We start from the raw sequence: 22,537 nt of genomic DNA, 5'->3' as shown, positions 1-22,537 counted from the left end.
TAGCTAGTCGCGAACGGAGTCGCCGAGCCGTTCGGCGGCCGTGAGGTAGTCCTCCACGAACTCGAACACCACGTCGCGTGCGGGCTTCACCTTGTTCATCAGCCCAACGCCTTGGCCGACGAAATAGGTGGCCAGCGCTTGCGCCCCGGGATGCCCGGTGGCGGCGAGCTTGTCGACGCGGCGAAGTACCGGTTCGGCCAGCATGGACTGCAGCGGCAGCGGCAATGTGGCGTGCCCTTTCTCGTTGGGGCGCCACGCATCCGTCCAATCCGAGACCAGCTGGCGAGCCGGTTTCCCGGTGCGGCCGGTGGAGCGGATGGTGTCTCGCGAGGTGGCCGCAAGCATTTTCTGGACGGTGTGCGGGGCGGTTTCGGCTTCGTCGGTGGTGAGCCACACCGAACCGGTCCATGCTCCGGCTGCACCCAGGGCCACGCAGGCTGCCATTTGCCGGCCGGTGACGATCCCGCCGGCGGCCAGCACAGGGACCGCGTCGTCGATGGCCTCGATGACTTCGGGAACCAGTACCAGCGTGGAGACTTCGCCGCAGTGGCCACCGGCCTCGGTGCCCTGGGCGACGATGAGGTCGACGCCTTGGGCGACCTGCTTGAGGGCGTGTTCCTTGGCGCCGACCAGAGCCGCGACCGGGATGTCGTGGTCTTTTCCGGACTGGATCATGTAGTCCGGCGGCACGCCGAGCGCATTGGCCATCAGACGAATGGGATGGGCGACGGCAACCTCGAGAAGCTGTTCTCCGGAGCTACCGGTCAGCATGGCCGATCCCAGCCGGGGAGCATCATCTGTCTCAATATCGTGCTGCGCCAACAGGTCTGCGATAAATCCCTGATAGTCGGCGGGGATCCGGTCGGAGAGTTGGCGCCCCGACAGATTCTCGCCCTTGCCCTCGAATTTGGCCGGCACGATGATGTCGATGCCGTACGGCTTTCCCTTCACCTGCTCGTCGATCCAGCTCAGCTCCTGATCCAGCTGCTCCGGGGTGTAGGCGGCACCACCGAGCACGCCGAAGCCGCCCGCATTCGTCACCGCGGCCACCACATCGCGGCAGTGGCTGAAGGCGAACAGCGGGAAGTCGATGCCGTATTGCTCGCAGATGGGGGTCTTCACGTCGCCGCTCCTTCTCCTGAACTCCGGTCCTGCGGAGAAGTATCAGCCCACCAGTGCGTCGACGTCGAGCAGGGGCAGGCCGGCGTCTCCCAGATCGGAGTCGCCCAGGTCGGGAGCGGCAAAGGTGTGGCCGGCCAACAAGGCCTCCAGCGAGCCGGTGACCTCGGCACTTTCCGGCGGGGGCAGCGGGGCGTCGATCGGCGCGATGACCCCGGCCCCGGTCAGGTAGGCGACCGCTCTGCCCACTTGCGTTGCCACGTCGGCCACCATCCCGCCGACGGTATTGAGCATCCACTGGGCGCCTTGGGCCAGTCCGCTGATCAGGAAGATGTCCTGGTCGATGATCGTCTGCAGGTAGTTGCTGATCGGCGGCAGGAGATAGCTTTCGATGAAGAAGCCGGCGCCGCCGGCCAGCGCACGCAAGCTCAGCATGATGTCGGTGCCGATGTTGGGGTAGCCGAAGCTGTTGATCGCATCGGTGAGGGCCTGCTTGAGATCGACCGGCATGACGAAGCTGTCCAGAATCTCCGGGTCGCTTTGCATCGGAGCACCGTCGAAGTCCGCTCGCATCGGGATGCCGAAGGCCTGCAGGATCGTGGGCGTGATGTCGACGGTCTGGTAACTCAGGTTCTGGCCGCCGGCCTGCGCCTCGTTGCCGGCCAGCGAGAACATCACGAAACTCGACGTCTCGTTGGGCGACTGGAAGCCGTGGCCGAGGCTGAAACCGGGCAGCGTCACGGTCTGCTGATGGCCGTGGTCGGTGACGGCGATGATCGTCCAGCGGTCGCCGGTGGTCGCCTCGGCCTGGGCGACCGCCTCCAGGATCTGTTTGAAGTTGGCCCCGACATTGATGACGGCTTGGGCGTACTCTTCCGACCCGCCACTGAACGAGTGTCCGGCGTGGTCGACCTGCGACTGGTAGGCGAATATGAAGGTCGAAAGATCCGGGCTGTCCGTGGTGCTCAGGATCTTGGCGACAGTCGCTTCGGTGGCCAGCGCATCCATCTCCGCCGATGTCGAGCCACCGGAGATGGCGATGATGTTGTCAGCGGGATAGCCACCGGTGGAGGCCATCTCGGTGAACAGGCCCCGGCCGGAGATGACGGTGGTGTCGATCTCCGGTTTGTTGTACTCGATCAGGTTGAACACCGACGGCCAGGTTGTGTACGGCTCGGGACGGTAGATGTTGCTGACCACGCCGTGCTTGTCGTCCCACACCCCGGTCAGGATCGTCGACCACGACGGAGTGGACATCGTCTGGTGGCCGATGATGCTGGTGGCGGCGGTGACGCCGCGGTCCATCAGCATCTTGAAGCCGCTGTCGTCGTTATAGGCGTACTCTAAGACCTTGTCCAGGTTGGTGCCGTCGGTGCCGAGCAGCAGCACGTGCTCGGCGGCAAGCATCCACTCGGCGCTCAGCGTGGACAGTCCCGCCTGCGTCCCGACCGCCGCCCCCGCCCCGGCGACCAGGCCGGCAACGGTTGCGCCACAGAGAAACTGCCTGATCGTCGTCATGGCGTGTCAGCCCAGCAGTGCATCGACGTCGAGCAGCAGGGGCAGATCGGTGTCGTGGAAGTCGGGGAGGCTGAAGTCGGCGCTTCCCGGCAACGGCAACGGCGCGTCGGTCGGCTCGATGACGCCCGCCCCGAGCAGCTGCGAGATCGCCACGGCCATGGCGTTGGTGGAGTCCACCACCAGTCCGCCGGCGAATTGGACGACCTGCTGGGTGATTTCGGCCAGCCCGCTGAGCAGGAAGATGTCCTGGTCGATGATGCTCTGCAAGAATTTGGTGATCTCGGTGAGGCCAAGGTTGATCCCGTAGGGGATGCTGGCGATCGCCGTGCGGATAGCCAGTTCGATCTCGTTGCCGATGTTGGGATAGCCGAACATCGCGATCGCGTCGGTCAGTGCCTGCTTGAGATCCACCGGCGTGACGATGCTGTTCAGGGCGGTCGGGTCGGTCATCGAGACACCGTCGAAGTCCGAGCGCATCGGGATTCCGAACAGCGCCAGAATTGTCGGCGTGATATCGGCAATGGAGTAGTTCAGGTTCTGGCTGCCGTCAGTGGCGTCATGACCGGCTTGATCGAAGATGACGAACTGCGTCGTCTCATTGGGCGACTGGAAGCCGTGACCGAAGCCCAGCGACTGGGTGTGGCCGTGGTCGGTGGTGAGGATGATCGACCAGTCGTCCCCGGTGATCGCCTTGACCTCTTGGATCGCGGCCAGAATCTGTTGGATGTTGGCACCGAGATTGATGACGGCTTGCAAGTATTCGTCCGACCCGCCGCCGAACGAGTGTCCGGCGGTATCAGCCTGCGACTGGTAGGAGAACAAGAAGCTCGAGATGTCGGCCTCGTTGTTCTGGGTCGCCATGATCTGGGCGATGGTGAGCGCGGTGACCAGCGCGTCGGAGTCGGCCGGGCTGTCGTCCGCCGGGACGAAAACGTTGTTGTCGGCCGAATACCCGCCCGCCGCGGCCAATTCGTTGAGGTACTGCCAGTTGCTGATGATCGTGGTGTCGATCTCCGGCTTGTGGTACTCGAGCATGTTGAACACCGTGGGCCATTTGTCGTACGGCTCGGGCCGGAACAGGTTGTTGATCACCCCGTGTTTGTCGTCCCACACTCCGGTGAGGATCGTCGACCACGACGGTCCGGAGATCGTGGTGTGGTTGACCTCGGTGGCGGCCCCGGTGATGCCCTGGTCCATCGCCGTCTTGAAGCCGCTGGCGTCGTTGTAGGCGTATTCCAGGATCTTGGAGAGGTTTACGCCGTCGACGCCGATCAGCAGCACGTGCTCGGCAGCAAGCATCCATTCGGCGGTGCGGGTGGGCAGGCCCGCCTGCGTTCCGACCGCCGCCCCCGTCCCGGCAACCAGGCCTGCGACGGCCGCGCCACACAGGACCTGCTTTAGTGTTGTCACGAGCGATTTCCCGTCGCCGAAGTTGTGCGGACTTGGCGGCGACAGTAGCAGGCACCCAGGAAAAACTCAGCTTTCTCTCGCATTCCGAGCATTTTGGCTGGATGTTACTGAGGGTTCCGTCAGCGACTGCGGTCGAGGGCAGCCCATTCGGTACTCACGTCAGGTTGCGGAGGCGCTCCAACGCACGGGCGTCGGTCAGCTCCGCCCGGTGCTCGGGGTGCGCCCAGTAGAACCGCTCAGGGCTTGCTGCGCCAGCCGCCGGCAGCCAGAGCGATCATCCGAAGTTGCTTGACGGCAACGTGTTTGATCTCGGCCAGCGTCTCCTCATCCGGGGCCTCCTCGATGGCCTCGGCGGTGACGGTCATCGCGTTGACGAACAGGCCCGCCAGGATATTCAGGTCTTCGGTGCTCCACCCGCTCAACGCCGGAAACCGGGCCAGGTCGGTGGCCAGCTCAGAGGTGATCAACTTGATCTCGGTGCGAATCGCATAGCGCAGCACCGTCATCCCGCTGAAGCGTTCCCGGTTGATGAACCGCCAGTATTCGTGGCGGGACGCGACGCTGTCGATCAGCACCTCGACCGAGGACTCGATGATCCGGCTGGGATCGACCCCGCCGCCCCGGGCGTCGCGCAGCGTCTCGCGCAGCGCCCGAAACGACTCGTCGATGAGCACCAGGCCCAGCGCGTCCATCGACTCGAAGTGCCGGTAGAAGGCGGCCGGGACGATGCTGGCCGCACGCGTCACCTCGCGCAGGCTCAGAGCGCTGAAGCTGCGTTCGTCGAGCAGGGTCAGCGCCGCGCTGATGATGGCGCGACGGGTGGCTTCCTTGCGTTCCTCGCGCGAGGGCCGCTCCGGCCGTTCGGGCCGGGGCGGGCGCTCGGCACGGGGTGGGCGCGGCGGCCTCGTTCGCCCGGACCGTGAATTCGGCGTACGACTGTTCACTGAGTGTGAAGCGTAACACAACGGGCCGAAATCCCTTGACGGACCGTGAACGGTTGTTCACTGTGTACATATGTTCACTCAAACGTTGACACGGCGGGTACTGGGCTCCAGCCTGGTCGACCTGCTCACCGGCCCCCACGGGGTCGACCGCTACACCGAACTGGTGTCGCCGACCTGGACCTGCAACGATGCCCGTGCCCGGGTGGTCGCCGTTCGGCGCGCTACCCCGCGTAGCGTGACCCTGCTGCTGGAACCCAACGACGCGTTCGGTGGCTTTCAAGCCGGCCAACACATCAACCTGTCCGTCGACATCGACGGACGCCGGCGTACCCGCTGCTACTCGCCGGCCAGCGCCGAGGGGCAGCGGCTCATCGAACTCACCATCGGCCGCCATGAGTCCGGACTGGTCTCCGAGCACCTGTACCGCAATGCCCGGCCCGGCATGGTCGTCGGCCTGGACTCCGTCGGCGGCGACTTCGTGCTGCCCGCGATCCGGCCCCGGCGCATCCTGCTGATCTCCGGCGGCAGCGGAATCACCCCGGTGATGTCGATGCTGCGCACCCTGATCGCCGAACGCTATGCCGGCCGGGTGACGTTCATCCACTACGCCCGCACCCCCGAGGAGGCGTGCTACCGCCAGGAACTGGCCGAGATGCCGCGGGTGACGGTGCTGCACGGCTACACCCGGGCACCCGAAGCCGGCGATCTGCACGGGCATTTCGACGCCGAGCACCTGGCGGCGGCCACCCCGGAACCGGACGCGGTGTTCGTGTGCGGTCCGCCGGCGCTGGTGGCGGCCGTGCGCGAACAGCGGCCCGACGCCATCTCGGAAAGCTTCGTGCCACCGGAACTTTCGGCCGATCCCTCCGGCGGGCGCATCACATTCCTCGGCAGCACCATCTCGGTGGCCGACGACGGGCGGCCACTGCTGGAACAGGCCGAATCAGCCGGGCTGCAACCGGCCAGCGGATGCCGAATGGGCATCTGCCACAGCTGCACCTGCCGCAAAACCGGTGGCACAGTGCGAAACCTGATCACCGGGGCGCTCTCCACCGCCGAGAGCGAAGACATCCAGATCTGCGTGTCGGTGCCCGTCGGCGACGTCGACATCGACCTGTAAAACCAAAGGAGCCAACCATGACACAGTCAGTCCTCGAGCGCTCGCAGACCGAGCAGCCGCAGGTGCTCACCCGCTCAGACCTCCCGCCCAACCTCGACGCCTTCGGCGCCGAACTCGACGCCATCCGCCAGGGGGTGCTCGACGACCTTGGCGAACGCGACGCCGACTACATCCACCAGATCATCAAGGCCCAGCGCACGCTGGAGGTCGGCGGGCGCGCGTGTCTGTTCTTCAGCATCATCCCGCCGGCCTGGCTGGCCGGCACCGTCATGCTGGGGCTGTCGAAGATCCTCGACAACATGGAGATCGGCCACAACGTCATGCACGGCCAGTACGACTGGATGGGCGAACCGGCGTTGTACGGCAAGCACTTCGAGTGGGACACCGCCTGCCCGGCCGATCAGTGGCGGCACTCGCACAACTACATGCACCACACCTACACCAACATCGTCGGGATGGACCGCGACGTCGGCTACGGCATCCTGCGGATGAGCGACAAGCAGCCTTGGGAGCCCTACTTCCTGGGCAACCCGCTGTATGCCTTCCTGCTGATGGTGCTGTTCCAGTACGGGGTGGCGGTGCACGAGATGGAGACCGAACGCATCCGCGCCGGAGAGATCGGGTTCGCCGACAAACGCGAGATGCTGCGGGAGACGTGGCAGAAGGTCCGGCGTCAGACCCTCAAGGACTACGTGGCCTTCCCGCTGCTGGCCGGCCCGTTCGCGCCGCTGGTGTTCGCCGGCAACCTGACCGCCAATCTGATGCGCAACGTGTGGGCCTACACCATCATCTTCTGCGGGCACTTCCCCGACGGCACCCAGGAATTCACCGTCGAAGAGGCCGAGAACGAGTCACGCGGCATGTGGTACTACCGCCAGATCCTCGGGTCGGCGAACCTGACCGGCGGCAAGTGGTTCCACATCCTGACCGGCAACCTGTCCTTCCAGGTCGAGCACCACCTGTTCCCGGACCTGCCGGCGCACCGCTACGCCGAGATCGCCCCGCGGGTGCGCGAGATCTGCGAGCGCTACGGCGTCCCGTACAACAGCGGCCCGCTGCTCAAGCAGTTCGGCAGCGTGGTGCGCAAGATCTGCAAGCTGGCGCTGCCCTGGAACTGAGGGGGGCTACTCGACGCCGACGGTGACCTCGGTCGATTTGATGAACACCGTCGCCGGCTGACCGACCTTGAGGTCGAGGTCCAGGGCGGCGTCGCGGGTGACCGACGAGGTGATCACCTGGTCGCCACCGTCGAGCCGGATCTTGACCACGGCCATCACCGAACCGACGTCCAAATCGGCGATGGTTCCGGTGAGTTGGTTGCGTGTTGAGAGTTGCATGGCGGTCCTCCGGATTCTCCGATACGCCTGACGGCTCAACGGTAGATCAGCACCGGGGCCCAAGCAGGGCAATCGACGCATCGACGGCGGGGTTGACGATGGCACCGATGTCGGTGCCGTCCTCGACGGCCAGCGCGGTCAGCTCGCGCAGCCCACCCAGCAGGATCACCGCCAGCGCCGGGCTCAGTCGCGGCAGCTCGGCGCGGCGAAAACCCGGACTGCCGCTGAGCTCGACGAGCAGGTTCGTCATCAGCTCCAGGCCGCGCCGCTGGGCCGGTCGGGCCACCTCGCCCAGCGACGGCAACTCCCGGATCCAGCTCAGCGTGATGGCCGGCCGGGCCCGGATCTGAGCGACGTAGGCCTGCACCGCCTGGCGGATCTGGTCTTGCCAATCGGCATCCGGATCGACCGCGGCGCGAATCCGCTGGGCCAGCGCCTCGTTGTCGGCGCGCAACAGCTCCAGGAAGCACTCCTCCTTGCTGGCGAAGCGGTCGTAGAAGGTGCGCTTGGAGGTGCGCGCGGCACGCACGATGTCGGCGACGGTGCTGGCCCGGTAACCGCGTTCGGCGATCGCCTCGGCCAGCCCGTCGAGCAGCCGGCGCCGGAACAGGTCGGCGGTGCCGGCCGCCTCGCCGTTGGCCACCAGTGTCGTCATCGCCGTGCCTCCCTGCCGCGCCCGCGAACCCTTGCCAGCCGCTGGTACGTAAGGGTACCGTGTCCGGCAAGCGTTTGGTACGCCTCGGTACCACCTGTCGCCCCAGGAGGCAGCCCATGACCCAGACCATCGCCGGCAGCAGCACGCACACCACCCCGGCGGTCAACCTGCCGCCGGGGCCGCGGCTGCCCAAGTGGCTCTCGATGTTGCTGTTCACCGCGGACCGGCGCCGGCTGGTGAATCACCTGACCCGGCGCTACGGCGCGTCCTTCACCGTCAACAGCCCGATCTTCGGGCCGACCGTCTTCGTCACCGAACCGGACCTGGCCCGGCAGGTGTTCCTCGCCAACCCCGAGGACCTCGGCAACATCCAGCCGAACCTGTCGCGGATCCTGGGATCGGGCTCGGTCTTCGCGCTCGACGGCGCCGAGCACCGGCGCCGCCGCAACCTGCTGAGTCCGCCGTTCCACGGCAAGAGCGTCCGCGCCTACGAGCAGATCATCGTCGAGGAGACCCTCCGCGAGATCGCGGACTGGCCCACCGGCACACCCTTCGAGACGCTGCTGCCGATGAACCGGATCACCCTCAACGTCATCCTGCGCGCGATCTTCGGGGCCGAAGGCGCCGAACTGGATCAGCTGCGGGTCGACCTGCCCAGGTGGGTGACGCTGGGTTCGCGGCTGGTGACCTTGCCGATGCCGGCCCGCACCTTCGGGCGATACACGCCGTGGGGGAAGTTGGCCGCCTGGCGCGCCCAGTACGAGACGATCCTGGACAAGCTGATCGACGACGTGCGCGCGGACCCGAACTTCGAGAACCGCACCGACGTGCTCACCCTGCTGCTGAGCAGCACCTACGACGACGGTACGGCGATGACCCGCAAAGAGATCGGCGACGAGTTGCTGACTCTGCTGGCGGCCGGCCATGAGACCACGGCCTCGACCATGGCCTGGGTCTTCGAACGGCTGAGCCGCTACCCGAACCTGCTCAACGAGCTCACCGCCGAAGCCGACGGGGACGCCAACACGTTGCGGCGCGCCAGTATTCGGGAAGTGCAACGCGTGCGCACCGTGATCGACTTCGCCGGCCGGCACGTCTACGCGTCCAGCATCCAGATCGGCGAATGGGTGATTCCGCGCGGCTACGGCGTCATCGTCGGGATCAACCAGATCCACCAGAACCCGCAAGCGTTCCCCGATCCGGAGCGCTTCGACCCGCATCGCTACCTCGACGGCAGCCCGTCGGCGTTCGAGTGGCTGCCCTACGGTGGCGGCAGTCGACGCTGCCCGGGGTCGACGTTCGCCAACCTGGAGATGGACCTCGTGCTGCGAACGGTATTGCGGCACTTCACCATCGAGCCCACCACCGAGCCGGGGGAGAAGTATCACGGCCGCGGCGTGGCCTTCACTCCGAAGAACGGCGGGCGGATCACCGTGCGGCGGCGAGACTAGGGCCGCCCCCTCGCCGAGAAGACGTGAAAGCCCCTAAAACGGGCGCCAAATGGGGGCTTTCACGTCTGCTCGCCGGCTATGTCTGGCGCTGCAGCTGCCAGTCCGGGCGGATGTAGTGGCAGGTGTAGCCGTTCGGGTACCGCTCCAAATAATCCTGGTGCTCGGGCTCGGCCTCCCAGAAGTCACCGGCCGGGCTGACCTCGGTCACCACCTTGCCCGGCCAGCGCCCGGAGGCCTCCACGTCGGCGATGGTGTCCAGCGCGATCTGGCGCTGCTCGTCGTCGAGGTAGAAGATCGCCGACCGGTAGCTGGGCCCGACGTCATTGCCCTGCCGGTTGCGGGTGGTCGGGTCGTGGATGGCGAAGAAGAACTCCAGCAGACTGCGGTAGTCGGTGGCGGCCGGGTCGTAGCTGATCTCGATGGCCTCGGCGTGGTTGCCGTGGTTGCGGTAGGTGGCGTTGGGTACCTCGCCGCCGGTGTAGCCGACTCGGGTCGACACCACACCGGGTTGCTTGCGGATCAGGTCCTGCATGCCCCAGAAGCAGCCGCCGGCCAGGATCGCTCTCGGGTAATCGGTCATGCCCCCGATTATCCCGGCTCAGCCGGCGCTCGCCAGTGGATAGGAGCGATAGCTGGTCAGCACCGCGCTCGGTTCCCGCTGTGGCGCCGCGAGCGCGGTCAACTCCGGGAAGCGGTCGAACAGGGCGAGCAGGCCCGACCGGATCTGCATGCGGGCCAGCGGGGCGCCCAGACAGACATGCGGGCCGAACCCGAAGCCCAGGTGGCCGGTCTGCGGCCGGGCCAGATCGAGCCGGTCGGGATCGGCGAACACCGCCGGGTCCCGGTTGGCGGCCGCCAAGCCGAGCAGGATCGGGGCACCGCGGTCGATCACGGCGTCACCCACGTCGATCGGAGCTTCGGCCACCCGGGAGATCATCTGGGCCGGGCTGATCAGCCGGACCAGCTCATCGACGGCCTGCGGGGCGGCCAGCAGCTGCCGTTGCCCGGATTTGTCGATCAGCAGCGCCACCGCCCCGGTGAGCACGGCGGTGGTGGTGTCGTGCCCGGCCGACAACAGGAAGATGGCGTTGTGCAGCAGTTCGTCATCCGAGAGCGGCAGGCCGCTGGTGGCCACCACCGACAGCAGGTCATGGCCGGGGTCGGTGCGGCGCAGCTCCAGTAGGTCGGCGAGCAAGGCCTTCATCCCGGCGGCGGCGTCGTCGGCGGCGGTGAACACCGAGCGGGGTGCGGCCGGTTCCAGGGCGGCGATCAGCGCCATCGACCAGGCCGCCAGATTGTCCAGTTCGCTGTCGGGAACCCCCAGCAGGGCGGCGATCATCCCCAGCGGCAACGGTTTGGCGAACTCGGCCACCAGGTCGAAACCTCCCGCGTCCAGCCCGGCCGCCAATGTCCTTGCCCGGGCGGCGACTTGCGGCTCGAAGGAGGCCAGCGCCCGCGGGGTGAACGCCCGCGACAGCGGTGCCCGCAGCCGGCGGTGATCGTCGCCGGAGCGGTAGAATAGGTTGTGCTCCACATGGGTCAGATACGGCCGAGAAGGATCGAGCTTGCCGCGGTAAAGGTTTCGCCGGTCGGTGCCGGCCCGTTCATCGCGCAGCATCGCCAGCACGTCGGCGTAGCGGGTGAGCACCCACAGTCCCTGACGGTTGCGGTGCACCGGGTCGGCGTCGGCGAACCGGCGCTGGTACGCCAGCGGATCGGCATGTAGCTCCGGATCGCGGAAGTCGAAGTCGAGCATGTCCCTCAGGTGCGTTCCGCGATCCAGGACGCCACCAGGTCCGCGCAGACGCCCCGGCTGTCCGCCGGCTGCTGCAGGTAGTGGTCGCCGGCGATGAAATGCAGTTGTTTGTCGGTGCTGGCCAGCGAGTCGTGGATGTGGTGGGCGTCGCTGGGGAACACGCCGGTGTCGGAGGTGCCCTGAATCACCAAGGACGGCAACGTGATCCGGCCCAAGTGCGGGGCGCCCTGGCAGAACGAGGTCTGCAGGCTCCACATCGACAACCAGGTCCGCAGCGTGCAGTGTGCGGCGATGTTGTACGGCGCGCGGTTGGCCCGCCGCGGATCCCCCAGGTAGCACTGGTTCAGCGGGCGGTCCGACGGGTCGATCGCGCGGTCCAGGTAGCGCAGGTCGGCCCAGACCCGATGCACCGAGAAGGACCGGTCGTAGGTCCCGGCTGCCTTCAGCCGGGTCAACTCGGCTTGCGCCCAGGCGGTGATCCGGTCGTTGCGGTCCCGCTGGGCCTGGCGGTAGCGGGCGATGAATTCCGGGGTGTAGGGCGGCGGGTTTTGCTCGGCGTACATGTCCAGGGCCGGATCGCAGGACAGCGGATCGGATTCGTCGGTCACTGACGGGTCGATCCACGCCGTCAGCACCTCCGGGCGGCCGGCGTGCGCCTGGGTGGACACATACAGGTCGCCGGGCGGCAGCGCGTTGACCGCATCGGGCACCGGCCCGCCGCCGACCGCGGTGATGTGCGGGTCGACGGCCTGGGACTGGTAGGCCGCCATCAGCGATCCGCCGCCGGAGTTGCCGAGCAGCACGACCACCTCGACACCGGCCTGTTCGCGCAACCACTGCACCCCGGCCGCGATGTCCAGCAGGGCGTGTTCGAGCAGGAACAGCGACTCGCCACTGCGATACCGAGTGTTCCAACCCAGGAACCCGTAACCGCGTTCGGCCAGCAGCGGCGCCAGGTAATGCTCGGCGAAGTCGACGTTGTAGTGGCTGGCGATGACCGCCACCTTCGGCGTGACGCCGGCCGGGGTCCAGTACAGGCCCTGTGCCGGGTGATAGCCGGCCGGGTTCACCGCTCCCGATGCTGAAGTGAGCGAAATGAATTCACGCGTTACCGCCACTGCACTACTCCTTTGGTCAGGGTCCGTCACCGCGCCAGCTCACCGAGCGGTACCAGGTGTCGGTGAGCGTCTTGATCGCCGCCTCGTCGTCGAGTTCGCGGCCGGCCACGTCGCCGCCGGCCACCAGCCAGATGTAGGTGAAGTGGTTGAGCATGGCGACGATGGCCGACCCGACCAGCTCCGGGTCCGCATCGGGCGCATAGCCTTTGCGCTGGGCCATCCGCACCGTCTGCGCCACCCAGTCGATCGCGTCGGCGCACATCTCTCGCCAGCGCCGGGCGAACTCGTCGTTGATCATCGCCAGCTGGAAGACCCCGACCATGACCCCGCGGTGTTCGCGGTAGGTCTCCCAGTGCGCCCGCACCGATTCCTCGATGATCTGCCGCAGATCCTGGCCCGGGTGCAACGCCTGCACCGCACGGCTTTTGGCCAAGGCCCGGAAGTCCTCGGCCAGCGAGGCCAACAGGTCTTCTTTGGACTCGAAGTAGTGGTAGAACGACGCCGGCGAGCGCCGTGCCGTCGAGGTGATGTCGGTGATCGTCGTCTTGAAGAAACCCTTGGCCGCGATCACCTCGCGTGCCGCCTGCTCCAGACGGGCCTGGGTGTCGCGGCCCCGGACGGTGGGACGGTTGACCGCCGACGTCCCGGGCCTCATGCCGGTTCCGTTGCATGCAGGTCGGCCACCAACTCGGCCAGCCGGCGTTCGCCATCCGGGGTCTGACCTCCGGCGTCGAGGAAGCGTTGCATCGTCGCCGATGCCGCACCGCGGCCGAGCACCCGGGCGAATTCAAAGCGCTCCACCGCCAGGCCCGCGGCGACATCCGGGGCGGCCAGGGTGGCCTTGACTGCGGCGATGTCCGCCAACGGTACCGACGCGACGCGCGCCACCAACCGGTCCAGGAACGGCGCGACGTCGCCCGCGTCCAGGGCCCGGTTGACCAGCCCGTAGCGTTCGGCCAGCTCGGCGTCCAGATCGTCGTGGCCGAGGATGACCTCCAGTGCCCGGCCCCGCCCCAGCAGCCGATGCAGGTGTTGTGGACCCGAACCGGCCGGAATGACCCCGATCCCGGTCTCGACCTGGTTGAACACCGCCCGGCCGGTGACCGCGAACCGCACATCGAGGTTGACCAGCAGCTCCATCCCTCCGCCGGCCACCCGCCCGGCGACCACTCCGATGGTGACCTGGTCGAGCGCCCGGAACGCGCCGACCAGGTCCTGGAACGAGCCGACCGCGGCTTCGGGGTCCGTCGCCGACGCCTGCAACAGCGCCAAGTCGACGTGGGCGATGAAGAAGTCCGGGTTGGCGCTTTCCAGCACTACTACCCGGACGCGATCGCCCGCGGCCCGCAGCCATTTCACCAGCCGCCACAGGTCGCCCATCATTGCGGCGTCCATCAGGTTGATCTCGCCGTGGTCGATGAGTACCCGGGCCACCGGCCCGTCCTGGGTGACGGTGAGTGTCGTCAGCGAATCGAGGCCCATGTGTGGCCTGCTCAGCCGAGCTGGGTGGTGGTCGAGCTTGATGTGACCACCTTGGGGTCGGCCGCCCGCTCGGTGCTGGTCAACAGCGCCAGCGCCTGCTTGCGGTCGGGCTCGAAACCGGGTGTGTCCCGGCACAATTCGACCATGATGCCATTGGGGTCCAGGTAGTACAGCGAGTGGCACCAGCCGTGGTCGACGTCCATCAACGCCTTGACCCCGGCCGCGTCCATCCGGGCCCGGACTTCGTTCTGCTTCTCCTCGGTGGCTCGGAAGGCCACGTGGTTCACCCACACCGGCAGGCCGTTCGGGCGGGACAACGAGCTCGACCAGTCGGGTTTCTCCCCGACGCCGTGCAGGTCGAAGAACGCGATGCACGAGCCGTCGCCGAGGTCGTAGAACACGTGCCGGAAGTAGCCGTCCTGCAGGCGTTCGACCTCGGTGTGCACCAGCGGGAACCCCAACAGGTCCTCGTAGAAATGATGCGTCGCTTCCAGGTCGGCGCAGGCGTAGGCCGCGTGATGCAGGCCGACGGCCGGTTTGCTGGGCGTCACGGGGGATCTCCTCCTGGCCGGGTAGGGGCGACGGCGTCACCGTAACACCGATCCGAATATAAACCCAGATTCGAATTTGACCCCTCTCGACAACGTCGCTAGAACGTGTTCTAGTTCTTGGCATGTCGAACCCGCAGTTCAGCCGCGCGGAGCTCGCGGCAGCATTCGAGACCTTCGAGCAGACCGTCGCCCGGGCCGCCGAGACCAAGGACTGGGACGCTTGGGTGAGCCACTACACCCCCGACGTCACCTACGTCGAGCACGCCATGGGCACCATGCACGGCCGCGATGAGGTGCGGCCCTGGATTCGCCAGACCATGTCGACGTTCCCGGGCAGCTACATGACCGAGTTCCCGGCGCTGTGGTCGGTGATCGACGAGGACAGCGGACGCATCATCTGCGAACTGGACAATCCGATGCGCGATCCCGGCGACGGCACCGTCATCAGCGCCACCAACATCTCGATCATCACCTACGCCGGCGACGGGCTGTGGAGCCGTCAAGAGGACATCTACAACCCGCTGCGCTTCGTCGCCGCGACGATGAAGTGGTGTCGCAAGGCCCAAGAGCTGGGCACCCTCGATGACGAGGCCGCGGCCTGGATGAAGCAGTTCGGAGGTAATGCGTGAACGCCCATCCCAAGCTCGTCATCGGCGCCAACGGCTTCCTCGGCTCGCACGTCACCCGCCAGCTCGTCGACGCCGGAGAGGACGTGCGGGTGATGGTGCGTCCGACCGCCAACACCATCGGGATCGACGATCTCGACGTCACCCGGTTCCACGGCGACGTCTTCGACTCCGCCACCCTGCGTGAAGCGATGACCGGCTGTGACGACATCTACTACTGCGTCGTCGACACCCGGGCCTGGCTGCGTGACCCGGCCCCGCTGTTCCGCACCAACGTCGAAGGCCTGCGCAACGTGCTCGATGTGGCGATCGAAGAGCCGATCGCGGCCGGCCTGCGCCGATTCGTATTCACCAGCAGCTATGTCACCGTCGGCCGTCGGCACGGGCACGTCGCCACCGAGGCCGACCAGATCGACCGCCGCCGCCTCACCCCGTACGTGCAGTCCCGGGTGCAGGCCGAAGACCTGGTGCTGCGCTATGCGGCCGACGCCGGCCTGCCGGCGGTGGCGATGTGCGTATCGAGCACCTACGGCGACGGCGACTGGGGCCGAACCCCGCACGGCGCGTTCATCGCCGGCGCCGTCTACGGCCGACTGCCGTTCGTGATGGACGGCATCCGGCTGGAGGCCGTCGGAGTCGACGACGCGGCGCAGGCGCTGATCCTGGCCGCCGCGCACGGCCGTAACGGGGAGCGGTATCTGATCTCCGAGCGCATGATCACCAACGCCGAGATCATCGCGATCGCGGCCGACGAGGCCGGGGTGCCGCCGCCGGCGCGGTCGATCTCGGTGCCGATGCTCTATGCCCTGGGCGCGCTGGGCGCGCTGAAGGCAAGGCTCGGCGGCAAGGACGCCGAGCTGTCGCTGAAATCCGTCCGGATGATGCGCGCGGAGTTCGACGTCGACAACGCCAAGGCGGTGCGCGAGCTCGGCTGGAAGCCCCGGCCGGTCGAGGAATCGATCCGGGAGGCGGCGCGTTTCTGGATGAAACTGCGCGCCGCCCGGAAGCGAGGAACCGCCGCATGACCGAACGACCCGTTCACACCCCGACCGCCGAATACCCGATCACCGTGGCCCCGACCGGCCGGCACGTCACCGTGCGCATCGGCGGCGAAGTCATCGCCGACACCGACGCCGCGCTGACCCTGCAGGAATCGACGCACCCTGCGGTGCACTACATCCCGATCGCCGACGTCAGAAGCGATCTGCTGACCCGCACCGAGACCACCAGTTACTGCCCGTTCAAGGGCGATGCCGGCTATTACAGCGTGACCACCGCGACCGGACAGACCGTTGCCGATGCGATCTGGACCTATGAGCAGCCGTTTGACGCGGTCGCCGCGATCGCCGGGCACGTCGCCTTCTACCCGGACAAGGCTGACATCAGCGTCGACGGAACTTAGATTCCCAGCACCTCGGCGGCAAAGCGCGTCTCGGTGTACTCGCGCACCGACACGATCCGGCCGTCGTGGGTGTCGACGATGAACACCAGCGGGCTGTCGTAGTGGCCCCCGTCGGCGGTGACGCAGTCACCCTGCGCTTCGATCACCACGGTCTCGTCTTCGTTGATGCACCGGAGCAGATCCAGGGTGACCTGCAGCCCGCGGCGGCGCTGCTCAACCTCCTGGCGCAAGGTGGCCTTGTCGACCGCCTGGCGGGTCAGGATGCTCCAGTAGGTGAAGTCGTCGCTGACCAGACTGAAGGTCTCGTCCAAGTCGTCGTCGCCACAGATGCCCTGCAGGAACATCCATGCCAATTCCGCTTGCGGATCGTCGAACGGGGTGGCCACTCCCTCATGGTGGCGCGGCGACGCGAACCGGTCAACGTGCAAACGGCGTCCCTATGATGACGTCATCAACAGTTCGCTTCGCCGTACCGTCACCTTCTCCGGGCCGGCCAGCCCAGCACTGACCCTGTCCCCGCTGCGCCGCGGCCCCGGCGATCCCTGCCTGCAGATCGTCGACGGCGCCATCTGGCGGACCAGCCTGATGCCCAGCGGTCCGGTGACCGCGCGGATCACCCGGGCGGCGCCCGGCGCGGTGGACTGCCAGGCGTGGGGCGCCGGCGCCGCGGAGTTCCTCGACGGCTCCCCGGGGTTGTTGGGCGCCGACGACGACACGTCGGGCTTCGCACCGACCGAGCCGACGGTGGCCGCCGCGCACCGGCGCCTGCCGCACCTGCGGCTGGGCCGCACCCAGCGGGTGCTCGAAGCGCTCATCCCGGCCGTCCTCGAGCAGCGGGTGCCGGGCACCGATGCTTTCCGCGCCTGGCGGGTGCTGGTCAACGAGTTCGGCGCACCGGCGCCCGGTCCCGCCCCGGCGCGGATGCGGGTGCCGCCGCCGGCCGAGGTGTGGCGGGCCATCCCGTCGTGGAAGTTCCACCGCGCCAACGTCGACGGCGGCCGGGCCCGCACCGTCGTGCGCTGCGCGCAGCGGGCGGCGTCGCTGGAGCGGCTGGTGGACCGGCCGGCAGCCGACGCCCGGGCGGCGCTGATGTCGCTGCCCGGCGTCGGCGTGTGGACTGCGGCCGAGACGGCGCAGCGTGCCTTCGGCGACGCCGACGCGCTGTCGGTCGGCGACTACCACGTCGCGAAGATGATCGGCTGGACGCTGCTCGGCCATCCGATCGACGACGACGCCATGATCGACCTGCTGGAGCCGATGCGCCCGCACCGGCACCGGGTGGTGCGGTTGCTGATCGAGAGCGGGCTGGCCGTCGAACCGCGGCGCGGACCGCGGCTGCCGGTGCAGCGGATCAGCTCGCTGTGAACGGCTGCTTCGGGGTTGCGGTGCTCGCGGCGGCGAACCGGCCCGAGTCGAGGGCCTCGAGCAACTGGCCGGATATCCACTCGATTGCGGCACTGTCGCGCGGCAGCAGCGCCTGCTCGTAACCGACCAGCAGGTACATCGCCCAGCTGGCGAACAGGTGCGCCGGACGCGTCTCGTGCAGCACTTGCTGCGCCGACTCATACATGATGTCGAAGCGTTGCCGGTCCACCTCGGCCTGCACCGCCTGCACCGCCGGATCCGCCGAACTCCAGGCCCGGATCGCGGCCTCCGCGCCGTGCGGCAGTGCCAGGGCGATCTGGATCAGATTGACGATGCGTTCGCGCGGGTCGGGGAGGGCCCGCACGAACTCCACATGCGCGACGGTGCGGGCCTCCAGCCAGTGCTGAATCAGGTCGCGGGTATAGACCGGCCAACTGGTGAAGTAGTGGTAGAACGAGCCCGTCGTCACCCCGAGCCGGTTGCACACCTCGGCCAGCTTCAGGCCGCCGTAGCCCATTTCGGACAGCACATCGAGACCTGTCTCGAAATATGCCTGCCGGGAAAGGACCGCGCCCATAAGTAAACTTTAGTTCGCTGGCGCCTGTGGCGGTACTCATCGCCGGATACAGAAGTTAATGATCGTAATGCAGAATTTACCGACGAGTAACGGGTGCGGTGTCAGAATCTCTCCATGCAGGAAGGCGCGTTTCACCGGCTCGGACGCCCTCGCGGCGCCCGGTCGAATGTGACCCGTGAGCGCATCGTCATCGCCGCCAGCGGCGTCTTCGGGGAGTTCGGCTACCACGCGACGACGTTTCAGGCCGTCGCGGCTCGCGCGCACCTGACCCGGCCGGCGATCAATCACTACTTCGCGAGCAAGCAACTGCTCTACCAGGCGGTACTGACCCGCAACGAATCGATTCTCGAGCACGCGGTCGGGCTCGCGCGCACCGAGACCGGCCTGATCGCGCGGCTGGCATCGGTGATCTACGCGTTCGCCCAACTCGGCGAAGAGGACCGCACGGCCGCGTCTTTCGCCGTCACCGCGGTGCTGGACGCGCAGCGTGACCCGCAACTGCGACTGTTGGTCGGGGATCTGCAGGGCCCGACCCGCGAATTCCTCACCGAGTCGATCACCGAGGCCATCGCCAGCGGAGAACTGGTCACCGCGGCGACGGTCGCCGACCTGACCGAGACGCTGCTGGCCGTGCTGTGGGGGATCGGGTTCTACATTGCCGCACTCGGCGACCACGACGAGTCGGCCGCGGTCATCGCCTGTATGCAGGCCTTGTTGGGCAACCGGCTCTGGCAGCTTCACCTGCCCGGCCCATCGACTTCCGCCGGAAGCGGTGAATAGCTCACCTAACTTTTTCGGTAGCATGGCTTGCGACAGCGCCGCCGAGCAAGCGAGGTAACCGGATGAGTTCACTGCGTACCCATGACGACACCTGGGACATCGCCACCAGCGTCGGCTCGACGGCGGTGATGGTGGCGGCTGCCCGCGCGGTCGAGAGTGACAGCGCCGATGCGCTGATCTCCGATCCCTACGCCAAACTTCTGGTCGCCAATGCCGGCACCGGCGTGTGGGAAACCCTGCTCAACGAGGCGCTGATCGACAAGCTGGAGTCCGTCGACCCCGAGATCGCCGCGGTGTATCACCACATGCGCAACTACCAGGCGGTCCGCACGCACTTCTTCGACGCCTACTTCGCCGAGGCGGTCGACGCCGGTATCCGCCAAGTGGTGATCCTGGCCTCCGGACTGGACTCGCGGGCCTACCGGCTGGACTGGCCGGCCGGCACCACGGTCTATGAGATCGACCAGCCGAAAGTCCTGGCCTACAAGGAGGCGACACTGGCGGCCCACGACGTGACGCCGGCTGCGCAGCGCCACGCGGTGGCTATCGACCTGCGGCAGGACTGGCCGGCCGCGTTGACCGCCGCCGGCTTCGACCCGGCGGCCCCGACGGCGTGGCTGGCCGAGGGGCTGCTGATGTATCTGCCGGCCGACGGTCAGGACCGGCTGTTCGACCAGATCACCGCGCTCAGCGCCCCCGGGAGCCGGATCGCGGCGGAGACCGCGGCCAACCACGCCGACGAGCGGCGTCAGGAGATGTCGGAGCGGTTCAAGAAGGTCGCCGAGCAGATCGGCCTGGACCAGACCGTGGACGTGCAGGATCTGATCTACCACGACGAGGACCGCGCGGCGGTGTCCGCATGGCTCAACGAGCACGGTTGGCGCGCCACCGCACAACACTCCACCGCGGAGATGCGCCGCCTGGGTCGCTGGGTGGACGTGCCAATGGGCGACGACAGCGATGCGTTCGCGGAGTTCGTCACCGCGGTGCGCAGCTGATCGCAGGACAGGACCGGCCGTTCAGCGGTAGGAATGGGGTCATGACCACCATCGCTACCGGCGTCGCGGACACCGTCACCAAGCTCCGCGAAACGTTCGCCACCGGGCGGACCCGCGACATCGACTGGCGGCGCACCCAATTGCGCCGCCTGGAGCAGTTGATGACCGAGAACGAGGAGCGGATCGCCGACGCCCTGGCGACCGACCTCGACCGCAAACCGTTCGAGGCCTGGCTGGCCGACAGCGCCGGCACCGCCGCCGAGGCCCGTTATGCGGCCAAACACGTCAAGAAGTGGACGCGCCGCCGCCACCGCCTGCTCGAACTGGCCCAGCTGCCGGGCCGCGGCTGGGTCGAGTACGAGCCGTACGGCACGGTGCTGATCATCGGCGCCTGGAACTTCCCGTTCTATCTGACGTTGGGGCCCTTGGTGGGTGCTCTCGCCGCGGGAAACACCGTGGTGCTCAAGCCATCCGAGATCGCACCGGCCTCCTCGCGGCTGATGGCCGAGTTGGTGCCGCGCTACCTGGACACCGAGGCGATCGCGGTGGTGGAGGGCGACGGAGCGGTGAGCCAGGAGCTGATCGCCCAGGGCTTCGACCGGGTGATGTTCACCGGTGGGACCGAGATCGGTCGCAAGATCATGGCCGGGGCGGCCGAACACCTGACGCCGGTCACTCTCGAACTGGGTGGCAAGAGTCCGTGCATCGTGGCCGCCGACGCCGACATCGACGTCGCGGCCAAGCGGATCGCCTGGACCAAGCTGCTGAACTCGGGCCAGACCTGCGTGGCCCCCGACTACGTGCTGGCCGACGCCTCGATCCGCGACGAACTCGTCACCAAGATCGGCGAGGCCATCACCGGCTTCCGGGCGCAAGAACCGCACGGCATGAAGATCGTCAACGAACGGCAATTCTCCCGCCTGGCAAGCTATTTGACGGCAACTAAGGGCGCGGTGGCGCTCGGCGGCGGCACGGATGCCGCCACACTGCGGATCGAGCCGACCGTGATCGTCGACCCCGACCCGGCCGAGGCGTTGATGACCAACGAGATCTTCGGCCCCATCCTGCCGGTGATCACCGTCGCCTCCATCGAGGACGCCATCGCGTTCGTCAACGCCCGGCCCAAGCCGCTGGCCGCCTACCTGTTCACCAAGACCCGGGCGGTCCGGGAGAAGGTGATCAACCGGGTGCCCTCGGGCGGGATGCTGGTCAACCACCTGGTGTTCCAGGTGTCCACCGCCAAGTTGCCGTTCGGCGGGGTCGGGCCGTCCGGGATGGGGGCCTACCACGGCCGGTGGGGCTTCGAGGAGTTCAGCCACCGCAAGACGGTGCTGACCAAGCCGACCCGACCCGATGTCAGCGCGATGATCTACCCGCCGTATACAGAGAAGGCCTGGAAATTGGCACGAAGGCTTTTCTAGGGCTGTTTTATCGTGGCGATCGAATCGAGGAAGGAAACTCATGCCCGGAGTGCAGGATCGTGTTGTCGTCGTCACCGGAGCCGGTGGAGGCTTGGGCCGTGAATACGCCCTGACCCTGGCCCGCGAGGGAGCCAGTGTGGTGGTCAACGATCTCGGCGGTGCCCGCGACGGCACCGGCGCTGGGCACAACATGGCCGACCAGGTGGTCACCGAGATCAAGGAGGCCGGCGGGCGGGCCGTCGCCAACTACGACAGCGTCGCCGACGCCGACGGTGCGGCCAACATCATCAAGACCGCGATCGACGAGTTCGGCAAGGTCGATGGGGTGGTCAGCAATGCCGGCATCCTTCGCGACGGCACCTTCCACAAGATGACCTTCGACAACTGGAACGCCGTGCTGCAGGTGCACCTCTACGGCGGGTACAACGTGGTGCGGGCCGCCTGGCCGCACTTCCGCGAGCAGAGCTTCGGCCGGGTCGTGGTCGCCACCTCCACCAGCGGACTGTTCGGCAACTTCGGGCAGGCCAACTACGGGGCCGCCAAGCTCGGCCTGGTCGGCATGATCAACACGCTGGCCATCGAGGGCGCCAAGTACAACATCAAGGCCAACGCGATCGCCCCGATCGCCGCCACCCGGATGACCGAGGACATCCTGCCGCCGGAGGTGCTCGAGAAGCTCAAGCCCGAGTACGTCGCACCGGTGGTCGCCTACCTGTGCACCGAGGAGGTCCCCGAGACCGGTTCGGTGTTCATCGCCGGCGGCGGCAAGGTGCAGCGCGCGGCGCTGTTCGAGAATGCCGGCGCCAACTTCGACAACCCGCCCTCGGTTGATGACGTCGCGGCGCAGTGGTCGACGATCGCCGACCTGTCGGAGGCCAAGTCGGCCAGCTTCTCGCTGCAGTAGGCG

The 22,537-nt window shown here is 67.4% G+C and carries 25 protein-coding genes; 11 read left to right on the top strand and 14 right to left on the bottom strand.

Features of this window, described 5'->3' with window-relative positions; genetic code table 11:
* Positions 1 to 3: 3 nt before the first annotated feature.
* The 4 genes from AC5Y31_RS10660 to AC5Y31_RS10645 all read right to left on the bottom strand — a co-directional run bounded on the left by AC5Y31_RS10660 (position 4) and on the right by AC5Y31_RS10645 (position 4,991).
* Positions 4 to 1,122 carry a nitronate monooxygenase gene (locus AC5Y31_RS10660; protein WP_499980197.1) on the bottom strand — a complete coding sequence of 373 codons (1,119 nt, stop codon included), beginning with the start codon at positions 1,120 to 1,122 and terminating at the stop codon, positions 4 to 6.
* Positions 1,123 to 1,164: 42 nt separating this feature from the next.
* Positions 1,165 to 2,637 carry an alkaline phosphatase family protein gene (locus AC5Y31_RS10655; RefSeq protein WP_499980196.1) on the bottom strand — a complete coding sequence of 491 codons (1,473 nt, stop codon included), beginning with the start codon at positions 2,635 to 2,637 and terminating at the stop codon, positions 1,165 to 1,167.
* Positions 2,638 to 2,643: 6 nt separating this feature from the next.
* Positions 2,644 to 4,047, bottom strand: a complete 1,404-nt coding sequence (locus AC5Y31_RS10650; RefSeq protein ID WP_499980195.1) for an alkaline phosphatase family protein — start codon at positions 4,045 to 4,047, stop codon at positions 2,644 to 2,646.
* A gap of 236 nt (positions 4,048 to 4,283) precedes the next feature.
* The gene (locus tag AC5Y31_RS10645; RefSeq protein ID WP_065023753.1) at positions 4,284 to 4,991 is read right to left on the bottom strand and encodes a TetR family transcriptional regulator; all 708 of its coding nucleotides are present in this window, start codon (positions 4,989 to 4,991) and stop codon (positions 4,284 to 4,286) included.
* Between the two features lie 70 nt (positions 4,992 to 5,061).
* Between AC5Y31_RS10645 and AC5Y31_RS10640 the strand changes: the two genes are divergently transcribed.
* Entirely contained in the window at positions 5,062 to 6,111 is a 1,050-nt protein-coding gene (locus tag AC5Y31_RS10640; RefSeq protein WP_499980193.1) for a ferredoxin reductase, read from the top strand.
* 17 nt (positions 6,112 to 6,128) lie between these two features.
* A complete protein-coding gene (locus AC5Y31_RS10635; RefSeq protein WP_082966338.1) occupies positions 6,129 to 7,229 on the top strand; it encodes a fatty acid desaturase family protein in 1,101 nt (366 codons plus the stop codon).
* Between the two features lie 6 nt (positions 7,230 to 7,235).
* Here AC5Y31_RS10635 and AC5Y31_RS10630 read toward each other — a convergent pair whose 3' ends face one another.
* Together AC5Y31_RS10630 and AC5Y31_RS10625 are read right to left on the bottom strand one after the other, a co-directional pair.
* Positions 7,236 to 7,448, bottom strand: coding sequence for a TOBE domain-containing protein (locus tag AC5Y31_RS10630; RefSeq protein ID WP_065023751.1), 213 nt, complete (start codon positions 7,446 to 7,448; stop codon positions 7,236 to 7,238).
* Positions 7,449 to 7,494: 46 nt separating this feature from the next.
* A complete protein-coding gene (locus AC5Y31_RS10625) occupies positions 7,495 to 8,103 on the bottom strand; it encodes a TetR/AcrR family transcriptional regulator (RefSeq protein WP_499980192.1) in 609 nt (202 codons plus the stop codon).
* 116 nt (positions 8,104 to 8,219) lie between these two features.
* Here AC5Y31_RS10625 and AC5Y31_RS10620 point away from each other — a divergent pair, with 116 nt between their 5' ends.
* The gene (locus AC5Y31_RS10620) at positions 8,220 to 9,554 is read left to right on the top strand and encodes a cytochrome P450 (protein ID WP_499980191.1); all 1,335 of its coding nucleotides are present in this window, start codon (positions 8,220 to 8,222) and stop codon (positions 9,552 to 9,554) included.
* A gap of 76 nt (positions 9,555 to 9,630) precedes the next feature.
* Here the strand turns inward: AC5Y31_RS10620 and msrA are convergent, their stop codons facing one another.
* From msrA to AC5Y31_RS10590, 6 genes are read right to left on the bottom strand one after another with little or no spacing between them, the layout of a single operon-like run.
* Positions 9,631 to 10,134, bottom strand: coding sequence for a peptide-methionine (S)-S-oxide reductase MsrA (gene msrA, locus AC5Y31_RS10615; protein ID WP_499980189.1), 504 nt, complete (start codon positions 10,132 to 10,134; stop codon positions 9,631 to 9,633).
* An 18-nt stretch (positions 10,135 to 10,152) separates the two neighbouring features.
* Positions 10,153 to 11,310 carry a cytochrome P450 gene (locus AC5Y31_RS10610; RefSeq protein WP_499980188.1) on the bottom strand — a complete coding sequence of 386 codons (1,158 nt, stop codon included), beginning with the start codon at positions 11,308 to 11,310 and terminating at the stop codon, positions 10,153 to 10,155.
* A gap of 5 nt (positions 11,311 to 11,315) precedes the next feature.
* Positions 11,316 to 12,428 (bottom strand): alpha/beta hydrolase family protein, encoded by a 1,113-nt coding sequence (locus tag AC5Y31_RS10605; RefSeq protein WP_499980187.1) that lies wholly within the window; start codon positions 12,426 to 12,428, stop codon positions 11,316 to 11,318.
* Positions 12,429 to 12,444: 16 nt separating this feature from the next.
* Entirely contained in the window at positions 12,445 to 13,083 is a 639-nt protein-coding gene (locus AC5Y31_RS10600) for a TetR/AcrR family transcriptional regulator (RefSeq protein WP_065023745.1), read from the bottom strand.
* Positions 13,080 to 13,910: an enoyl-CoA hydratase/isomerase family protein gene (locus AC5Y31_RS10595; RefSeq protein ID WP_499980185.1), complete on the bottom strand. Its 831-nt coding sequence runs from the start codon at positions 13,908 to 13,910 to the stop codon at positions 13,080 to 13,082. The genes AC5Y31_RS10600 and AC5Y31_RS10595 overlap by 4 nt, the downstream gene beginning before the upstream one ends.
* Positions 13,911 to 13,921: 11 nt before the next feature.
* Complete coding sequence (locus AC5Y31_RS10590; protein WP_065023743.1) at positions 13,922 to 14,461, bottom strand: VOC family protein; 540 nt, start codon at positions 14,459 to 14,461, stop codon at positions 13,922 to 13,924.
* 122 nt (positions 14,462 to 14,583) lie between these two features.
* On the opposite strand from AC5Y31_RS10590, the gene AC5Y31_RS10585 reads away from it, so the two are divergent.
* The 3 genes from AC5Y31_RS10585 to AC5Y31_RS10575 are packed head-to-tail and all read left to right on the top strand — an operon-like array spanning position 14,584 to position 16,489.
* On the top strand, positions 14,584 to 15,090 hold the full coding sequence (locus AC5Y31_RS10585) for a nuclear transport factor 2 family protein (protein WP_499980184.1): 507 nt from the start codon (positions 14,584 to 14,586) through the stop codon (positions 15,088 to 15,090).
* Complete coding sequence (locus AC5Y31_RS10580; RefSeq protein ID WP_065023741.1) at positions 15,087 to 16,112, top strand: NAD-dependent epimerase/dehydratase family protein; 1,026 nt, start codon at positions 15,087 to 15,089, stop codon at positions 16,110 to 16,112. Before AC5Y31_RS10585 ends, AC5Y31_RS10580 begins: the two co-directional genes overlap by 4 nt.
* The gene (locus AC5Y31_RS10575; protein ID WP_499980182.1) at positions 16,109 to 16,489 is read left to right on the top strand and encodes a DUF427 domain-containing protein; all 381 of its coding nucleotides are present in this window, start codon (positions 16,109 to 16,111) and stop codon (positions 16,487 to 16,489) included. The genes AC5Y31_RS10580 and AC5Y31_RS10575 overlap by 4 nt, the downstream gene beginning before the upstream one ends.
* Here AC5Y31_RS10575 and AC5Y31_RS10570 read toward each other — a convergent pair.
* Positions 16,486 to 16,875: a nuclear transport factor 2 family protein gene (locus tag AC5Y31_RS10570; protein WP_499980181.1), complete on the bottom strand. Its 390-nt coding sequence runs from the start codon at positions 16,873 to 16,875 to the stop codon at positions 16,486 to 16,488. The two genes, AC5Y31_RS10575 and AC5Y31_RS10570, sit on opposite strands and share 4 nt — an antisense overlap.
* A 64-nt stretch (positions 16,876 to 16,939) precedes the next feature.
* Between AC5Y31_RS10570 and AC5Y31_RS10565 the strand changes: the two genes are divergently transcribed.
* Positions 16,940 to 17,854, top strand: a complete 915-nt coding sequence (locus AC5Y31_RS10565) for a DNA-3-methyladenine glycosylase family protein (protein ID WP_499980360.1) — start codon at positions 16,940 to 16,942, stop codon at positions 17,852 to 17,854.
* On the opposite strand, the gene AC5Y31_RS10560 is transcribed toward AC5Y31_RS10565, so the two are convergent.
* Positions 17,841 to 18,431, bottom strand: a complete 591-nt coding sequence (locus AC5Y31_RS10560; protein WP_499980180.1) for a TetR/AcrR family transcriptional regulator — start codon at positions 18,429 to 18,431, stop codon at positions 17,841 to 17,843. The genes AC5Y31_RS10565 and AC5Y31_RS10560 overlap by 14 nt on opposite strands.
* Before the next feature lie 114 nt (positions 18,432 to 18,545).
* On the opposite strand from AC5Y31_RS10560, the gene AC5Y31_RS10555 reads away from it, so the two are divergent.
* The 4 genes from AC5Y31_RS10555 (at position 18,546) to AC5Y31_RS10540 (ending at position 22,534) form a co-directional block, all read left to right on the top strand.
* Positions 18,546 to 19,211, top strand: a complete 666-nt coding sequence (locus AC5Y31_RS10555) for a TetR/AcrR family transcriptional regulator (RefSeq protein WP_499980178.1) — start codon at positions 18,546 to 18,548, stop codon at positions 19,209 to 19,211.
* 62 nt (positions 19,212 to 19,273) lie between these two features.
* Positions 19,274 to 20,209 (top strand): class I SAM-dependent methyltransferase, encoded by a 936-nt coding sequence (locus AC5Y31_RS10550; RefSeq protein WP_499980177.1) that lies wholly within the window; start codon positions 19,274 to 19,276, stop codon positions 20,207 to 20,209.
* A 41-nt stretch (positions 20,210 to 20,250) separates the two neighbouring features.
* Positions 20,251 to 21,630: an aldehyde dehydrogenase family protein gene (locus AC5Y31_RS10545; RefSeq protein ID WP_499980175.1), complete on the top strand. Its 1,380-nt coding sequence runs from the start codon at positions 20,251 to 20,253 to the stop codon at positions 21,628 to 21,630.
* Between the two features lie 40 nt (positions 21,631 to 21,670).
* Positions 21,671 to 22,534 carry an SDR family oxidoreductase gene (locus tag AC5Y31_RS10540; protein WP_499980174.1) on the top strand — a complete coding sequence of 288 codons (864 nt, stop codon included), beginning with the start codon at positions 21,671 to 21,673 and terminating at the stop codon, positions 22,532 to 22,534.
* The last annotated feature ends 3 nt before the right edge of the window (positions 22,535 to 22,537 follow it).

This window comes from Mycobacterium sp. NGS18 (assembly GCF_059813185.1).
The sequence above is the reverse complement of the archived record's forward strand: the minus strand, read 5'-3'. Positions and strand labels throughout refer to the sequence as shown.

Coding starts and splice junctions, on each gene's coding strand:
- AC5Y31_RS10655 (WP_499980196.1), bottom strand. CDS start 2,637: ATGACGACGATCAGGCAGTTTCTCTGTGGCGCAACCGTTGCCGGCCTG.
- AC5Y31_RS10640 (WP_499980193.1), top strand. CDS start 5,062: ATGTTCACTCAAACGTTGACACGGCGGGTACTGGGCTCCAGCCTGGTC.
- AC5Y31_RS10635 (WP_082966338.1), top strand. CDS start 6,129: ATGACACAGTCAGTCCTCGAGCGCTCGCAGACCGAGCAGCCGCAGGTG.
- AC5Y31_RS10630 (WP_065023751.1), bottom strand. CDS start 7,448: ATGCAACTCTCAACACGCAACCAACTCACCGGAACCATCGCCGATTTG.
- AC5Y31_RS10625 (WP_499980192.1), bottom strand. CDS start 8,103: ATGACGACACTGGTGGCCAACGGCGAGGCGGCCGGCACCGCCGACCTG.
- AC5Y31_RS10620 (WP_499980191.1), top strand. CDS start 8,220: ATGACCCAGACCATCGCCGGCAGCAGCACGCACACCACCCCGGCGGTC.
- msrA (WP_499980189.1), bottom strand. CDS start 10,134: ATGACCGATTACCCGAGAGCGATCCTGGCCGGCGGCTGCTTCTGGGGC.
- AC5Y31_RS10610 (WP_499980188.1), bottom strand. CDS start 11,310: ATGCTCGACTTCGACTTCCGCGATCCGGAGCTACATGCCGATCCGCTG.
- AC5Y31_RS10600 (WP_065023745.1), bottom strand. CDS start 13,083: ATGAGGCCCGGGACGTCGGCGGTCAACCGTCCCACCGTCCGGGGCCGC.
- AC5Y31_RS10595 (WP_499980185.1), bottom strand. CDS start 13,910: ATGGGCCTCGATTCGCTGACGACACTCACCGTCACCCAGGACGGGCCG.
- AC5Y31_RS10585 (WP_499980184.1), top strand. CDS start 14,584: ATGTCGAACCCGCAGTTCAGCCGCGCGGAGCTCGCGGCAGCATTCGAG.
- AC5Y31_RS10575 (WP_499980182.1), top strand. CDS start 16,109: ATGACCGAACGACCCGTTCACACCCCGACCGCCGAATACCCGATCACC.
- AC5Y31_RS10560 (WP_499980180.1), bottom strand. CDS start 18,431: ATGGGCGCGGTCCTTTCCCGGCAGGCATATTTCGAGACAGGTCTCGAT.
- AC5Y31_RS10555 (WP_499980178.1), top strand. CDS start 18,546: ATGCAGGAAGGCGCGTTTCACCGGCTCGGACGCCCTCGCGGCGCCCGG.
- AC5Y31_RS10550 (WP_499980177.1), top strand. CDS start 19,274: ATGAGTTCACTGCGTACCCATGACGACACCTGGGACATCGCCACCAGC.
- AC5Y31_RS10545 (WP_499980175.1), top strand. CDS start 20,251: ATGACCACCATCGCTACCGGCGTCGCGGACACCGTCACCAAGCTCCGC.
- AC5Y31_RS10540 (WP_499980174.1), top strand. CDS start 21,671: ATGCCCGGAGTGCAGGATCGTGTTGTCGTCGTCACCGGAGCCGGTGGA.